The 15,809-nt window shown below is 66.0% G+C and carries 9 protein-coding genes; 4 read left to right on the top strand and 5 right to left on the bottom strand.

What is annotated here, in order from left to right; translation table 11 throughout:
• The first annotated feature begins 136 nt into the window (after positions 1–136).
• The gene (locus tag V7066_RS12375) at positions 137–2,275 is read left to right on the top strand and encodes a PKD domain-containing protein (RefSeq protein ID WP_334183344.1); all 2,139 of its coding nucleotides are present in this window, start codon (positions 137–139) and stop codon (positions 2,273–2,275) included.
• A 4-nt stretch (positions 2,276–2,279) separates the two neighbouring features.
• Here the strand turns inward: V7066_RS12375 and V7066_RS12370 are convergent, their stop codons facing one another.
• Positions 2,280–3,116 carry a LysR family transcriptional regulator gene (locus tag V7066_RS12370; RefSeq protein ID WP_334183343.1) on the bottom strand — a complete coding sequence of 279 codons (837 nt, stop codon included), beginning with the start codon at positions 3,114–3,116 and terminating at the stop codon, positions 2,280–2,282.
• A 92-nt stretch (positions 3,117–3,208) separates the two neighbouring features.
• On the opposite strand from V7066_RS12370, the gene V7066_RS12365 reads away from it, so the two are divergent.
• The gene (locus V7066_RS12365) at positions 3,209–4,669 is read left to right on the top strand and encodes an amidohydrolase family protein (RefSeq protein ID WP_334183342.1); all 1,461 of its coding nucleotides are present in this window, start codon (positions 3,209–3,211) and stop codon (positions 4,667–4,669) included.
• Complete coding sequence (locus tag V7066_RS12360) at positions 4,666–5,838, top strand: amidohydrolase family protein (RefSeq protein ID WP_334183341.1); 1,173 nt, start codon at positions 4,666–4,668, stop codon at positions 5,836–5,838. Before V7066_RS12365 ends, V7066_RS12360 begins: the two co-directional genes overlap by 4 nt.
• A gap of 50 nt (positions 5,839–5,888) precedes the next feature.
• On the opposite strand, the gene V7066_RS12355 is transcribed toward V7066_RS12360, so the two are convergent.
• On the bottom strand, positions 5,889–8,045 hold the full coding sequence (locus V7066_RS12355; RefSeq protein ID WP_334183340.1) for a TonB-dependent siderophore receptor: 2,157 nt from the start codon (positions 8,043–8,045) through the stop codon (positions 5,889–5,891).
• Positions 8,046–8,254: 209 nt separating this feature from the next.
• Between V7066_RS12355 and V7066_RS12350 the strand changes: the two genes are divergently transcribed.
• Entirely contained in the window at positions 8,255–9,142 is an 888-nt protein-coding gene (locus V7066_RS12350; RefSeq protein ID WP_334183339.1) for a LysR family transcriptional regulator, read from the top strand.
• Positions 9,143–9,293: 151 nt separating this feature from the next.
• On the opposite strand, the gene ppdK is transcribed toward V7066_RS12350, so the two are convergent.
• The 3 genes from ppdK to V7066_RS12335 form a co-directional block, all read right to left on the bottom strand.
• Positions 9,294–11,972 carry a pyruvate, phosphate dikinase gene (gene ppdK / locus V7066_RS12345; RefSeq protein WP_334183338.1) on the bottom strand — a complete coding sequence of 893 codons (2,679 nt, stop codon included), beginning with the start codon at positions 11,970–11,972 and terminating at the stop codon, positions 9,294–9,296.
• 190 nt (positions 11,973–12,162) lie between these two features.
• Complete coding sequence (locus V7066_RS12340) at positions 12,163–13,455, bottom strand: MFS transporter (protein ID WP_334183337.1); 1,293 nt, start codon at positions 13,453–13,455, stop codon at positions 12,163–12,165.
• Positions 13,456–13,691: 236 nt separating this feature from the next.
• Entirely contained in the window at positions 13,692–15,809 is a 2,118-nt protein-coding gene (locus V7066_RS12335; RefSeq protein ID WP_334183336.1) for a TonB-dependent siderophore receptor, read from the bottom strand.

Here is a 15,809-nt window from a genome sequence, read left to right as displayed (position 1 = left end):
GGGGCCGTCGATCCGTCGATGGCCCCCGACACAAAAACCGTCGGCGCGATAGGCTGACACCTGCATATCACCCCGCACCGTGCCACAAGATCCCCGACCGCCCGAACGAGGCGGGGCGCAGAGGGAAACGGAAACGGTGACGGGAGCAGGAAAATGGACAGCAAATCTGGCGATCTTGGCGGCAGCTCTCTCGGCTCCGGCGCCCGCCATGGCCGGTGAGCCTGCCGCAAACGCCGCAGCGACCACCCTTTCCGCTCAGGGCTATCAGGACGAGGACGCGCTTTTCGCCCGTCCCTTTATCGACCGCGACGAGTCCCGCACCGACAACGGCATGCCCTATCGCTACGTCCATGGCGGTTTCGAGGGCACGGACACGCGCTTCTCCTACTATTTCCCGCTCGCCAAGGCATGGCAGGGACGCTTCTTCCAGTACATCACGCCGGTCCCCGACAGCGAGACGCTCTCCCAGGGCCTGACCGGCGAGGAAGACCGCATCGGTGCGGCCATGACGAGCGGCGCCTATTTCATCGAGACCAACGGCGGCGGCCCCAAGGCGGCCGACCCGATGGGCGGCGGAGACCTGACGATCGGCGCCTTCCGCGCGAATGCGGCCACCGCCCGGTTTTCGCGTTTCGTGGCAGCGCAGGTCTATCCCGCAAGGAAGCACATCTACGGCTATGCCTATGGCGGCAGCGGCGGCGCCTATCGCACGCTCGGCTCGCTGGAGAATACCAGGGGCGTGTGGGACGGCGCGGTGCCCTATGTGCTCGGCTCGCCGATGGCGATCCCCAGCATGTTCACCGTCCGCCTGAAAGCCATGCGCGTGCTGGGCGACAGGCTGGACGGCGTGGTCGATGCCCTGGATGCGGGCGGCAGCGGCGATGCTTATGCGGGCCTGAACGAAGAACAGAAGGCGGCATTGCGCGAAGTGACCGCCATGGGCTTCCAGCCGCAGTCCTGGTACGCATGGCGCACGATGGGGCCGCATGCCTTCGCCCTGCTCTTCGGCGGCATCCGCATGGCCGACGCTGCCTATTTCACCGATTTCTGGACCAAGCCCGGCTACGAAGGGCATGACAGTCCCCAGCTCTACAGCGCGGACCGCGTCCAGCTCGATACCCGCGTCGTGGAGGTCATCAGCGCGGACAAGGCAAAGAGCCTCGGCCTGGATCTCGGCCATACGCCCGGCACGGCCAAAGGTACGGCGGATCTCGCATGGCAGGCCATGGGGCTTCATTCGGCGGGCGAAATGCCCGTCGCGGTGCGACTGGCCGACAGCCCCAATTCGAAGGCGCTGATGCTGTCCGATCTGGTGCTGGCTTCGGGCAAGAAAGCCGTGCTCGCGGACGTGCACGGCGATCTTGCGATGCTGGGCATCAACGATCCTCGCCTGCTCGCCACGATCAAGGCGGGTGATGCGGTGCGGCTGGACAACAGCGACATCCTGGCCGTGCAGGACTATCACCGCCACCAGGTGCCGGACCTCGCCGAATACCCGGTCTGGAAGCAGTTCACCGATGCCCAAGGCAAGCCGCTCTACGCCCAGCGGCGCATGCTGCTCGGCCCGCTGTTCACGCAGAACGCCGCCGGAGCGGTGCCGACCGGCAAGTTCGACGGCAAGGTCATCCTGGTCGAGAACCTCTGGGACCGCGAGGCGCTGCCCTGGCAGGGCGACTGGTATCGCTCGCGGGTCAAGGCCCATGCCGGCGCGGCGGCGGACGACCGGTTCCGCATCTGGTACACCGACCGCGCCCTGCACGGCGACCAGAGCGTGCAGGACGATCCCGCGCGCGTCGTTTCCTATATCGGCGTGCTGCAACAGGCGCTGCGCGATCTCGCGGCCTGGGTCGAGCAAGGCAAGACCCCGCCCGCTTCCACCGCCTACCGGATCGCGGACGGCCAGGTCGTGGTTCCCGCCGAAGCCGCCGCGCGCCAGGGCATTCAGCCGGTGGTGACTCTCGCCGCGAACGGCGGGGCACTGGCAAGGGTCAAGGCCGGGGCGCCGGTCAGGCTGGCCGCCACGATCGAGGTTCCTCCCGGCGCCGGATCGATCACCGCTGCCACCTGGGACTTCGACGGCGACGGCAAGTTCGAAACCCCCGCCGCGATTCCGGCCGGAACCAAGGCCAGGCTCGCGCTGACCGCAACCCATGCTTACACGCGGCCGGGCACTTATTTCGCGGTCCTGCGTGCCTCGTCCGAGCGCGAAGGCGATCGCAAGACGCCCTTCGCGCAGATCCAGAACCTCGCGCGGGTGCGGATCGTCGTGGAGTAGGATCCTAACGGGATTCCAGCGCCGCCGCGATCATGCGGAGGAGATCGCCGATCGGCGCCTGCTCCTCCCGGGCGTAGAGCGAGACCACCATCGGCGCAGTCTCGCCGAGGTCCGTCAACCGCCTCACGCCGTGGCCATGCGTGACCGCAAGCGGCAGCAGCGAGATCCCCATGCCCGCCGAAACCGCCGCCAGCACGCTTTGCAGGCTGCTGCCCGAGAAGGCGACATACCAGCGCCGTCCGGCGGCTTCGAGTTCGCGGAACATCGTGTCGCGATAGAGGCCGCCGATCGGGAAAGTCACCAGCGGCAGCGGATCGCGATCCTCCACCGCATGATCCGGCGCGGCGAACCAGCCCAGCGGTTCCGGAAAGCTGGCTCGGCAATCGGGGCCCGGCCGATCCTCCTTGACGACGGCAATGTCGAACTCCCCCTGCCGGTAGCGCGAGGCGAGATCGCGACTGAGGCCGGTCACCACGTCGAGCCTGATCCGGCTGTTGCCCGCAGCGAAGCGGGCAAGCCCCTGCGCAAGGGCGAGCGTCGCCAGGTCTTCCGGCAGGCCGATGGAGATCGCCGAAGTGCCCGCCGGATCGCGCAGCAGGCTCTGCGCTTCCTCGTCGAGCTGGAGAATACGGCGGGCATGGCCGAGCAGCCGTTCGCCCAGCGGGGTCGGGCGGACCGGGCGGGCGGCGCGGTCTATCAGCGGATGGCCGGAAAGTTCCTCCAGCCGCCCGAGTTGCTGGCTGATCGTCGACTGCGTCATGCCCAGCCGCTCCGCCGCATGGGTGAAGTGGCCGGTATCGGCAATGGCGACGAAGCTGCGGAGCAGTCGGGGATCGAGCATACATCATGCCTATATCGAATTATTATCATGCCAACATCTAATTTGTGAATGATTATACAGTTGGCGTATTGTCGCCGGGAAGGAGCCCCAAGATGAAGTTTCTCGCCCCGCTGATCGCCACGCTCATGACCACCACGACGCCCGCGCTTGCCGCCGAACAGGGCGACGTGATGATCCGTCACGTCACCGTGATCGACGTCGAACACGCCCGCGCCGTCAAGGAACAGGCGGTCGTCCTGCGCGGCAAGGATGTCGTGGCCGTCGGCAAGGACGGCGAGATCGCCCGCGCCTGGCAGGCGCAGAACGTGGTCGAGGGCAAGGGGCGCTTCCTGATCCCCGGTCTCTGGGACATGCACGTCCACTTCGGCGGCGGGCCGGACCTGATCGAGGAGAACAAGGCGCTCCTGCCGCTCTACGTCGCCCACGGCGTGACCACCATCCGCGATTGTTCGGGCGACCTTCCCGAGCAAGTGCTGCAATGGCGCGGCGAAATCGCCGGCGGCACGCTGTTCGGCCCGCGCCTGCTGACCTCCGGCGCCAAGATCGAAGGGATCAAGCCGGTCTGGAAGGGCACCATCGAAGTCGGCAGCCGAGCCGATGCCGACGCCGCGCTCGCCCGCCTTCAGGAGCGGGACAAGGTCGATTTCGTGAAGATCACCGACAGCACGCTCGACCCGCAGCTGTTCCTCTATGCCGTTTCGCAGGCCAAGGCGCGCGGGCTGCGGACTTCGGGGCATATTCCCATGGACCTCACCGTCGCCCAGGCGGTGGATGCCGGGATCAGCTCGATCGAGCACCTAGACTATGCCTACAAGGCAGGCGTGAAAGACGAGGCGGCGATCGCGGCGGACTTCGCAGCCGGCCGCATCGACCGCGCCGAAGCCAATCGCCGCCTTAACACCGGGTTCGATACCGCCACGGCCATGGCGTCCTATCGCAATTTCGCCGCGAAGGATGTTTTCGTCACCCCGACGCTCAACGGCAGCCGCGTGCTGGCCTGGCTCGATGCCGACGATCACGCGAACGATCCCTATCTCGCCTATATCGGCCCGAAGCTGCGCAAGACCTACGACTGGCGCGTCGAGCGCGCCGCCAAGGCAGATGCCGCCGCCGTCAAAGCGCGCCACGAGCATTTCGACCGCATGGCCGCCGTGCTGCCCCTGCTGGAAAAGGCTGGAGTGACGATCATCGCGGGCACCGATGCGGGCTTCCTCAACTCGTTCAACTATCCCGGCATTGGCCTGCATGACGAACTGAGCCTCTTCGTCGACAAGGGGCTCACCCCGGCCGAGGCGCTTTCCGCCGCAACCCGCGCCGGTCCCGCTTGGTTCGGCCAGCTCGACCGTTACGGCGCGGTGGAACCCGGCAAGGCGGCCGACCTCGTGCTGCTGGACCGCGATCCGCTGAAGGACATCGCCGCGACCCGCGCGATCCGCGCCGTGGTGATGAACGGCAAACTCTACGACCGCACCGCGCTCGACGGGATGCTCACGGAGACCAAGGCGAAAGTCGCAACATGGAATGCCGCCGAAAAGACGGAAACCGCCCAATGATCGAGCGTCTCTTCACCAATGCCCTGTTGCCCGACGGCAGCGCGGCGGATCTCGCGGTTGAGGACGGACGTTTCGCCGCAATCGGATGCGATCTCGACGCCGATGAGACCGCCGAACGCATCGACCTCGGCGGACGACTGGTGCTGCCGGGCTTCGTGGATGGCCATATCCACCTCGACAAGAGCTTCTTCGGCGAGCCTTGGCAACCCCATCGCCCCGCCGCCAGCCTGCGCGAACGGCTCGCCGTCGAGAAGGCGATGCTGGCCGACGTTCGCCCGGCCGCCGTCCGCGCCGAGGTGCTGATCTGCCAGGCCGCCAGCCTCGGCACGGTGGCGATGCGCAGCCATGTCGACGTCGACGCCACGACCGGCCTCTCGCACCTCCATGCGGTGATGGCCGCGCGCGAGACATGGCGGGACCGCATGGACATCGAACTCGTCGCCTTCCCGCAGGCGGGCATCCTGACCTGCCCCGGCACGGCGGATATCCTCGACGCAGCCATTCGCGAGGGCGCCGAAGTCGTCGGCGGCATCGACCCCGAGGGCATGGACGGCGATTCTGACGGCCATCTCGATGTCGTCTTTGGCATTGCCGAGCGGCGCGGCGCGAAGATCGACATTCATCTGCACGAGGCTGGCCTGCCCGGCATCGCGCAGTTGCACCGCATCGCCGTGCGCACCTTGGCACTGGGCCTCGGCGGGCGCGTCACGGTGAGCCATGCCTATGCGCTGGGCGACGTGGAGCAGCCGGTGCTCGACACTGTGGCCTGCGCCCTGGCCGATGCCGGGGTTGCGATCATGACCAATGCCCCGGGCGACCGCGCCTTCCCGCCGGTCCTGCGCCTGCGCGAACACGGCGTGCGGGTCTTTGCCGGAAACGACAATATCCGCGATGCCTGGTGGCCTTACGGCAACGGCGACATGCTCCAGCGCGCGATGCTGATCGGCTATCGCTCCGGCTTCTACACTGACGAACACCTTGCTGTCGCACTGGCCATGGCGACGACGGATTCGGCGCGGGCGCTGGGACTGGAAGGGCGCGGGCTGGAAGTGGGCGCGCTGGCCAACTTCGTTGCGCTGCCTGCCGCCAATGCGGCAGCCGCTGTCGCCGCACCGCCGTCCGAACGGCTCGTCTTCCGGCGCGGCACCGCGCCGGATAGGACGATCTGAAAACGCGAAAACCCCGCATCGCTTGGGGCGATGCGGGGTTTTCGATTGGCTTACCAGGTGAAGCCGATGGTGCCCTGCACGGTGCGGCGGTTGCCGTACCAGCACCAGCTATAAGCCGCGAAGCAGCTCGTCAGGTACTTCTTGTCGAAGATGTTGGTGGCGTTGAGACCGAGCGTCACGTTGCCGAGATCGGGGCTCAGCTTGCCGAGGTTGTAGCGAAGCATGCCATCGAACACGGTGTAGGACGGCGAGTAGATGCTCACGCCTTCGTCGCTTCCGGCATAGACCTTGTCGACATGGCGCACCGCGCCGCCGATCGTGAAGCCTTCGAGCGAACCGGACTTCGGCGCCCATGCGAGGTTCGCCGAAATACCGCCCTTGCCGACCGTGGCGAGGCCCTTGCCGACATTGGCGGCGTTCTCGTCCTTGAGCGTCTTCACGCTCTGGGTGCTGAAGGCGAGGCGGAAGTTGAAGTCATAGGGCAGCGAGCCGCTGGCCTCGACCTCGACACCGCGCGAACGTACTTCACCCGACTGGAAGGCGGCGAAGGTCAGCGGGTTGTAGACGACCACGTTCGTCTGGTTGATCTGGAACCAGGCGCCGGTCAGCAGGATATCCGTTCCGGGAACCTGATACTTGGCGCCCGCCTCGATCTGCTTGCCCAGCGAAGGCTTGGCAAGACCGCCGCTCTCCAGCGTCGCCGACTGCGGTTCGAACGAAGTCGAATAGGTCACGTAAGGGGCGATGCCGAGGCTGGTCTTGTAAAGCGCGGCCGCACGCCAGGTGAACTTCTTGTCGTGCTGGACCTGGCCATTCTGTTCGAGACGCGCCCAATCCTGCCGCCCGCTCACCGTCACGTCGAGATCGCCAACCGAGATGCGGTCCTGCGCGTAGATGCCCTGCTGGCGCTGTTTCGTGGCCGTGTAATCCGGATCGATAAAGTTGCCGTTCTGGTCGACCCCAGGAACCTCGTAAGGGTTCGTCGGCGTCGGCATCGAGCCATAGACAGGATCGAAGCCGTCGATCGTGGTCGCAGTGCCGAACTTCGCGAGTTCGGTCGAATGCGCGACCTGGCGGTCCACCCCGAACAGCACCGAGTGATGCAACGGACCGGTGGTGAATTCACCGGAGAGCTGGTTGTCGTAGGTCCAGTTGTTCAGCTTCTCATTGGTCGCATAGGAAGCTCGCTGGTATTCGGTGTCGCTGCCATCGACGACGGCGCCGGAAGTGTAGACGATGCCCAGGCGGCTCTTCACATACTGATAGCGGCCCGAGGAACGGAAGGCCCAGCCATTGCCGAAATCGTGGCGGAAGATGAATGTTGCTGCAGCCTGTTCGCGCTTGAAGAAGTCACCCGGCTCGCCGCCGTAGAACTTGGTTGTGAGCTTGCCGTTGGGGTTGTCGAACAGGGTGCCGCTGGCCGGGAACACGCCGTAGTTACCGTTGAACGGATCGTGCGAATAGGCGCCGAGCACGGTGAAGGTCGTGGAAGACCCCGCGCCAAACGTCACTGCGCCCGAGACGGTCTGGCGGCGACGCTTGCCGTAACGCTGCTGGGCATCGGCACCGTTGACGCTGCCGTAGAGACGCCAAAGCACGGATTCGCCGGCCTTGCCGCCGACGTCGCCGTCCACCCGGTAGCTGCTGTAGTTGCCGTAGGTGCCGGATACCGCGCCGTAGAACTCGCGGTCGATCGGCAGCTTGCTCTGCTCGTTGACGAAACCGCCCGGGCTTGACGAACCATAGAGCGCCGAAGCCGGACCCTTCACCACTTCGATGCGGTCGAGGCGGGACATGTCGATCTGCGGAGCAGCATAGCCGGAGCCGCTGCTGAACATCTTCAACCCGTCCAGATAGACCGGCGCATCGAAGCCGCGCAGCTTGAACTGGTCGTAGACTTCGGCCGAAGATCCGCGCGTTTCCGGGGTCACGCCCGCGACGTAGCGCAGCGCCTGGTTCAGATTCTGGATGCCGAGGTCGGCGATCGTCGCGGCGTCGATTACCGAGATCGACTGCGGCGTTTCGGTGATCGGGGTGTCGCTCTTCGTGCCCGACGATGCGACGGTGGCGGGACGATCCCCCTTGACGACGATGGCGTCGTCCGAGCCAGTCGCCGCAGCCTGTGCGGACAGCGGAAGAAGAGCAACTGCCGCCACGCCGGTGGCTGCTCCCAGGAGAAGGCGGCCGCGGACCGTCGTTCTGAACATGATTAACCTTTCGAGAATGAGTCGCATTCGCGCTGCTAGTGATAGTGCGACTGACTCGCAAGATTGCTGGGACGTTTCCACGAAATTAATGACGAAGCCTGTCATAGTGTGGAAAAACCGCCACATCGGGCCGCACCGACCAGCGAGCCTAGCCGCCGCTCCGCTTGCGAATTATAGAGTCAGCAGATGGCCGATATGCGCGACACCCGATGCTCAACCTGACGACCCTGCAACTCTTCATCCGGGTCGCCGAGCTGGGCAGCCTGTCGCGCGCGGCGGACGATGCCAATCTCGCGATCGGCGCGATCAGCCGCCGCCTGACCCAGCTTGAGCAGGACCTCGGCGTCCAGCTCCTTGTCCGCAACGGGCGCGGGGTCATGCCGACGGCGGCGGGCAACGCCCTGCTCGCCCATGCCCAGCGGATCATGCGCGAAGTGGGCCTCGCGGTGTCCGACCTCTCCGACTATGCCAACGGCCTCAAGGGCAGCGTCGATATTCTCGCCTGCACGGCGGCGATAACCCAGTTCCTGCCCGCCGACCTCGCCGCCTTCGGCCATGCCAACGACAAGATCCGGCTCAATATCCAGGAAGTCTATTCCTCCGAGATCGTCGGCCGTGTCCGTGCGGGCGAGGCGCAAGTGGGCGTCATCCTGGAAGAGCCCGGCTCGGTCGGCCTCGATACCTGGAAGTACCGCTGCGACCGGCTCGCCGTGGTCGCGCCGCCGCACTTGCTGTTCGGCACCCATTCGGTGCGCTTCCAGGATCTTGCCGAGCACGAGTTCGTGCAGATGGGCTACGACACCGCCAATACCCGCCTGCTCGCGCGCGCCGCCGACGAACAGGGTTGGCCCTTCCGCCTGCGCGCCGCCGTGGACAGCTACGATGCGGTCTGCCGGATGATCCAGGCCGGATTCGGCATCGGCGTGCTCCCCAGCGAGGCGGCGAAGAACTTCATCGTGCCGATGGGTCTCAAGCTGGTCGAACTCGACGAGTCCTGGGCCGAGCGCCAGATGCTGCTGACCGCCAACGGCGCCAGCCTGACCGGCCCGGCGCGACTGCTGATCGATTTCCTGGTGGAGCGCTGCGCCGGGCGGTGATCCCGCCTATCTCGTCATTCCGAGCGTAGCGAAGCAAGATGCGTAACGCGGCAGCACGCCGACGCCAAAAGCAAATGCGGACCGCACGCTTTCGCGCGCAGTCCGCATTCCCGGTCAGGTAGCTCCTCCTCCCCGACGCGGTTGTACCTTTTTACTTGCCCGCGAGCGCCGCCTGCGCCGCCGCCAGACGCGCGATCGGCACGCGGTAGGGCGAGGCCGAGACGTAATCGAGGCCGGTCTTCTCGCAGAACGCGATCGAGGCCGGATCGCCACCGTGCTCGCCGCAGATGCCGAGCTTGATGTCCGGACGGGTCTTGCGGCCGCGCTCGGCGGCCAGCTCGATCAGTTCGCCCACGCCGTCGACATCGAGGCTGACGAAGGGATCGCGGGCGAAAATGCCCTTGTCCACGTACTGCGTCAGGAACTTGCCGGCGTCGTCACGGCTGATGCCGATGGTCGTCTGGGTCAGGTCGTTGGTGCCGAACGAGAAGAACTCGCCCAGCTCGGCGATCTCGCCCGCCTTCAGCGCGGCGCGCGGCAGTTCGATCATGGTGCCGACGAGGTAGTCCACCGTGGCGCCGCGTTCGCTGAAGACTTCGGCGGCGACGCGATCGACGATCGCCTTCATCAGCTCCAGTTCCTTGGCGGTGGCGACCAGCGGGATCATCACTTCGGGGATCGGCGCCTCGCCGGTCTTGTCCTTGACGATGAGCGCCGCCTCGAAGATCGCGCGGGCCTGCATCTCGTAGATTTCCGGATAGGTCACACCGAGGCGGCAGCCGCGATGGCCGAGCATCGGGTTGACCTCGTGCAGTTCCGAGGCGCGGCGCTTGAGCGTGTCGACGCTGACATTGGCGGCGCGTGCCACTTCCTCGAATTCCGCCTCGGCATGGGGCAGGAATTCGTGCAGCGGCGGATCGAGCAGGCGGATCGTCACCGGCAGACCGGCCATGACCGTGAAGATCTCCGCGAAGTCGTCGCGCTGCTCGGGCAGCAGCTTGGCGAGCGCGGTGCGGCGCTCGGCCTCGCCCTGGGCCAGGATCATCTCGCGCACGGCGGTGATGCGGGCGGCGTCGAAGAACATGTGCTCGGTGCGGCAGAGGCCGACACCTTCGGCGCCGAATTCGCGCGCGGTGCGGCAGTCGAGCGGGGTCTCGGCATTGGCGCGGACCTTGAGACGGCGAACCTTGTCGGCCCATTCCATCAGCGTGCCGAAATCACCGGCGAGTTCCGGCTGCACGGTGGCGACTTCGCCGGCCATGACTTCGCCGGTCGCGCCGTCGATGGTGACGGTATCGCCTTCCTTGAGCACGCGGCCGTCGATGCGCATGGTGCGGGCGACGTTGTCGATCTGGAGGCTGCCCGCGCCCGAGACGCAGGGACGGCCCATGCCGCGCGCCACCACGGCGGCGTGGCTGGTCATGCCGCCGCGTGCGGTCAGAATGCCGCGCGCCGCATGCATGCCGTGGATGTCTTCCGGGCTGGTCTCGACGCGGACGAGGATCACGGCCTTGCCCTGTTCGGCCAGCTTCTCGGCGGTGTCGGCATCGAGCACGATCGCGCCCGAAGCCGCGCCCGGCGAGGCGGGCAGGCCCTTGGTCAGCACGTCGCGCGGCGCCTTGGGATCGAGCGTGGGGTGCAGAAGCTGGTCGAGCGCGGCGGGATCGACGCGGGCGACGGCCTCTTCCTCACCGATCAGGCCTTCGCGGGCCATGTCGACGGCGATCTTCAGTGCCGCCTTGGCGGTGCGCTTGCCCGAGCGGGTCTGGAGCATCCAGAGCTTGCCCTGCTGCACCGTGAACTCGATGTCCTGCATGTCGCGGTAGTGCTTTTCGAGGATCTCGAATACGCCCGCGAGTTCCGCGTAAGTCTCGGGCATGGCCTCTTCCATCGACAGCGGCTTGGCCCCGGCGCGCTCGCGGGCGGCCTTGGTCAGGTACTGCGGCGTGCGGATACCGGCGACGACGTCCTCGCCCTGCGCGTTGATGAGGTATTCGCCGTAGTAGGCGTTTTCGCCGGTCGCCGGGTCACGGGTGAAGGCAACGCCGGTGGCCGAAGTCTCGCCCATGTTGCCGAAGACCATGGCCTGCACGTTGACGGCAGTGCCCCATTCGCCGGGGATCGCGTTCAGGCGGCGATAGACCTTGGCGCGGTCCGACTGCCAGGAGCCGAACACGGCGCCGATCGCGCCCCAGAGCTGGTCGTTCACGTCCTGCGGGAAAGGCTTGTTCCAGAGCTTCTCGACGATCGCCTTGTACTCGGCGACCAGCAGCTTCCAGTCGGCGGCGGTCATCTCGGTATCAAGGTCGTAGCCGCGATCTTCCTTGGCGATATCCAGCGCTTCCTCGAAGGCGCCGTGGTCGAGTTCGAGCACGACGTCCGAATACATCTGGATGAAGCGGCGATAGCTGTCCCAGGCGAAGCGCTCGTCGCCCGAGGTCGCGGCGAGGCCTTCGACGGTCTCGTCGTTGAGGCCGAGGTTCAGCACGGTGTCCATCATGCCCGGCATCGAAATGCGCGCGCCCGAACGCACCGAGACCAGCAGCGGGTCGGCGGTGTTGCCGAAAGTCTTGCCGGTGATCTGCTCGACATGGGCCAGGCCCCGCGCCACTTCGGCCTTCACGCTCTCGGGATAGACGCCGCCGTCGTTGTAGTAGCGGGTGCACATCTCGGTGGTGATGGTGAAGCCCGGAGGAACCGGCAGGCCGATCGCGGCCATGCCGTCAAGGTTCGCGCCCTTGCCGCCCAGGAGGTTCTTGTCGCCCTTGCCGCCGTCGTCGACGCCGCCACCGAAGCGATAGACGTACTGCGTTTCAGTCAAAGCCGTCATGGATCGAAATACCTCGTTACAGGGCAGCGTCCGAACGGGATTCGGCACTTTGCTGCGATACGGCGACGTAAATGGCGCGATTCGAGGCACTCTGCCATCGACAAATGGCAAAGCCGGATTTCTCATTTTGTGAAATCCGACACTGGTCCGACTGGGAAGGCGTTTCGTCGCCGTCCTTTAGGTCGGGCGTTCAGCGGGTGGGCCGGGTCTCCGGTGTTTTCACGAAAACGGGCAATACGCAGGCTGCCACCACGGCGATCATCACGCCCGGAGCGGCCTGCCAGCCCGTCCCCGTCACCAGCAATTGCGCCACGAAAGGCGCAAGGCCGCCGAACACCGCCGTCGCCGCGGTCGCTCCCAGCGCAAGACCGGAGAGGCGGCCTTCGCCGGGGAACTGCTCGGCGGTCGCCACGGCGCCGACGGCGCTCACCGCTCCGCCCAGCGAGGCCAGCAGAAGCGCACCGATCAGCGCGGCGCCATAGCCCCCCTCGCCCATCGCCGCGAAGGAAGCCGCAGGCACCAGCACCGCCAGCACGCCGACGCAGAGCAGGACCGGACGGCGGCCGATGCGATCGGAGAGAGCGCCGACGAAAGGCGTGACGAAGATGACCATGAACGCCGCCGCCGTGGAGAGCCAGAGCGCTTCGCTCTCCACCATGACGCCCGATTCCGTGACGAAGGCGGGAACATAAGTGATGCCGACGTAGTACGTGATCGAGCCCAGCGCGGATATCGCGAAACCCCGTCCGATCGCCGCGCGGTGACGGGCCAGAACCTGTCGCAAGGGCCGCTCGGGCACGCTGCGGCCGATCACCTGCCGCTCGAACTCGGGCGATTCCTCCAGGGTGGCGCGGGCCAGCAGCACCATTCCGGCGAGCACGGCGCCGAACAGGAAGGGAATGCGCCACCCCCAGGCGTCCAGTGCGTCAGGTGCCAGCGCGTTGACCGTCAGGGCCGAAACCCCCGCCGCCAGCAAACCGCCCAGTTCGCTCGCCGCGGCAGCGGACGAGGTCACCAGGCCGCGCCGATTACGATGGGCACCTTCCATCAGGTAGGCGACCACGCCGGTATATTCGCCGCCCACCGAGAAGGCCATGACGCAGCGCAGGAGCAGAAGCAACCAGCCCGCCGCCGGGCCGATCGCCGCGTAAGTCGGCATCATCGCCGTGGCGAGCATGGCCAAGGTCATCAGCGTCATCGACAGCAGCATCATCCGCCGCCGCCCATGGCGATCCCCGATATGTCCGAACACCGCCGCGCCGAGCGGCCGCATCAGGTAGGCGACCGCAAAACCGCCGAGCACGGTCGCCAGCGAACCTTCGCCGCCGCCGAAGAAGACCCGCGACAGGACGGTGGCGAGATAGAGGTAGAGCGTGAAGTCGTACCACTCGACGATCGTCGAGAAGGCCGCGACCGCCATCGAGCGCCTGGACAATGTCTTCTGCCCGAACGGAAAACCGGAGATGTCGGCGTCGGCCTTCATCGGCCCCTGCGGCCCACGCGATTTCCCAGCGACATGAGACCCATGATAACGGGCCGATCGGACTTGGCAAATCGCGAAGGAGACGCTTTGCTTCCGGCCCGCCGCGCGGCAGGCCAACAGCACTGCCGATCGGGCCCCGCATTCATCCGCGAGGAATGCCGAGGGGCGAGACCTCGAAAAGATCCCGCCCCCGGTTTATCCGGTTATCCCGGCAGCCGTTGCTGCCGTCACACCGATCAGAAACGATAGCCGATCGTTCCCATGACGTTGCGCGGGGCGGCGACGAAGCAGTCGCCGCGCGCGAGGCAGGACGCGAACTGCTTCTTGTTCAGCAGGTTCGTCGCGTTGACCGAGAAGCGCCAGTTGTCGCGGGTGATTTCCGCCAAAGCATCTACCGTGGTGCGCGAGGGAGTCACGATCGACCAGAGCGAACTCGTCGAAATGCTCTTGCCGCTATAGACCACGCCGCCGCCCAGACGCAGCTGCGCTGCGTCGGACAGGCCGAAGGTCTTGGTCGACCAGAGCGAAGCGGTATGGCGCGGCATGTAGTCGAGATTGGTGTTCGTCTCCGACTTCAGCTTGTTGTAGCCGTAGTTCGCGAGCAGTTCGAAATTGCCCGGCAGGGTGTGGCTGGCCTCGACCTCGATCCCCTTGGTGTTCAGCACGCCCGCCTGGCTGGTGGAACTCAATTCGCCATAGAGGACGCGGTTCTGCTCCTTGATCTTGAACGCGGTGACGGTGACGAGCGTGTTGCGCTCCGGCTGCCACTTCATGCCGACTTCATACTGCGTGCCGGTCAAGGGCTTGTAGGGCGAGAGGGGATTGCCGTCGATGTCCTGGACCGAACCGGCGACGGGCAGGAAGCTCTCGGTATAGCTGAAGAAGGGCGAGAAGCCCCAGCCCAGCTCGCCGATGATGCCCGCCCGGAAGGTCGTGGCCTTGTCCTTCGAACCTGCCGAACTGGTCACCCGGTCGCGGCGCGCGCCCAGCACGACCGAGACGCGGTCGTAGAAGCGGATCTGGTCCTGCACATAGACGCCGAGCTGCTTTTGCGAGTCATAGGCATAGGGACCGGTGGCGACGGGTTCGTCCAGCGCGTCGCGATCGATGTCGTAGAGGTCTACCAGCTGGCCCGCGCCGCTGGCCGAACGCTTGCCGACCTTGTTCCAGCTGTAGTCGATACCGACCAGCAGCTTGTGCTCGATATTCGGACCGGTGTTGAAGGTGAACTGGAGATTGTTGTCGGTCGAGAAGACGTTCATCCGCGCCTGGCTGGCGGACGAACTCATGATCACCGTGCGGCCGTCCGGACCGTAGGGATTGGTCGGGAAAATGGAACTTTCCGTGAAACCGGGGACGCCGGGATTATAATAGCTGTTCACCCCGTGATAGTTGTAGTCGAGGTCGCTGTCGATGTAGCGGGCCTTGACGCTGAGGCGGACGGTGTCCGAGAATTTGTGGACGACCGAGCCGCCGCCCTGAAGCGAGCGTCCGGCATAACGGTCCCAGCCCGGCTTGCCGACGAAAGTGTAAGGATCGAGCCTGCCCGACGGATTGCCGGGATTGGGGCGGAAAGTCCCGACGAGCGGCAGGAACTGCGAGGTCGAACCGGTGTCGTCTTCCTGATAGAGGCCGGTCAGCACGATGTCGGTATCGGGCGTCGGCTGCCAGCGGATCGAGGGCGCGAACATCACGCGGTCGTCGGGAACGTGATCGACGTAAGTATCGGCATCGCGGACGCGCGCCACCGCGCGGATTGCCAGGTTGTCCGCCAGGGCGACATTGACGTCGCCCAGGACTTCCTTGCGGTCGTAGCTGCCGTAGACGAGGTTCACTTCACCGCCGGTTTTGAAGTCCGGGGTCTTCGTCACGAGATTGACGAGGCCGCCGATCGAACCCTGCCCGAACAGCACCGACGCCGGGCCGCGCACGATTTCCACGCGGGAGAAATTGTACGGGTCCGACGTGATGCTGGCGTAATAGGAGAAGATATCGCGCATACCGTCGCGGAACTGGAGCGCATCGAGACCGCGAACGTTGAAGCCGTCCACGCGAGTATCGCGGCCGTAAGGATTGGCCAGAACGCCGGCCGCATACTTGACCGTATCGCTGATACTGATGGCGCCTTGCGACAGGTACTCGTCCGCCGTGATGATCGTGAGCGGTTGCGGGATCTGGACGATCGGCGTGTCGGTCTTCGTGCCTGCGGTCGGGGCCGTGACGACGATGCTGTCGGCTTCGTTGTTGGCGCTATCCACTGCATCCGAACGCGCGTCCTCCGCATAAGCGGCAGTCGTCATCGAAACGGCGAAAATCGCCGCGCCACACAGGGCAAGCGCGCGAACGGAGGCCAT

It is taken from the genome of Novosphingobium sp. (assembly GCF_036820275.1).
GTDB lineage: Bacteria > Pseudomonadota > Alphaproteobacteria > Sphingomonadales > Sphingomonadaceae > Novosphingobium.
This window is presented reverse-complemented; position numbering and strand designations above follow the sequence as displayed.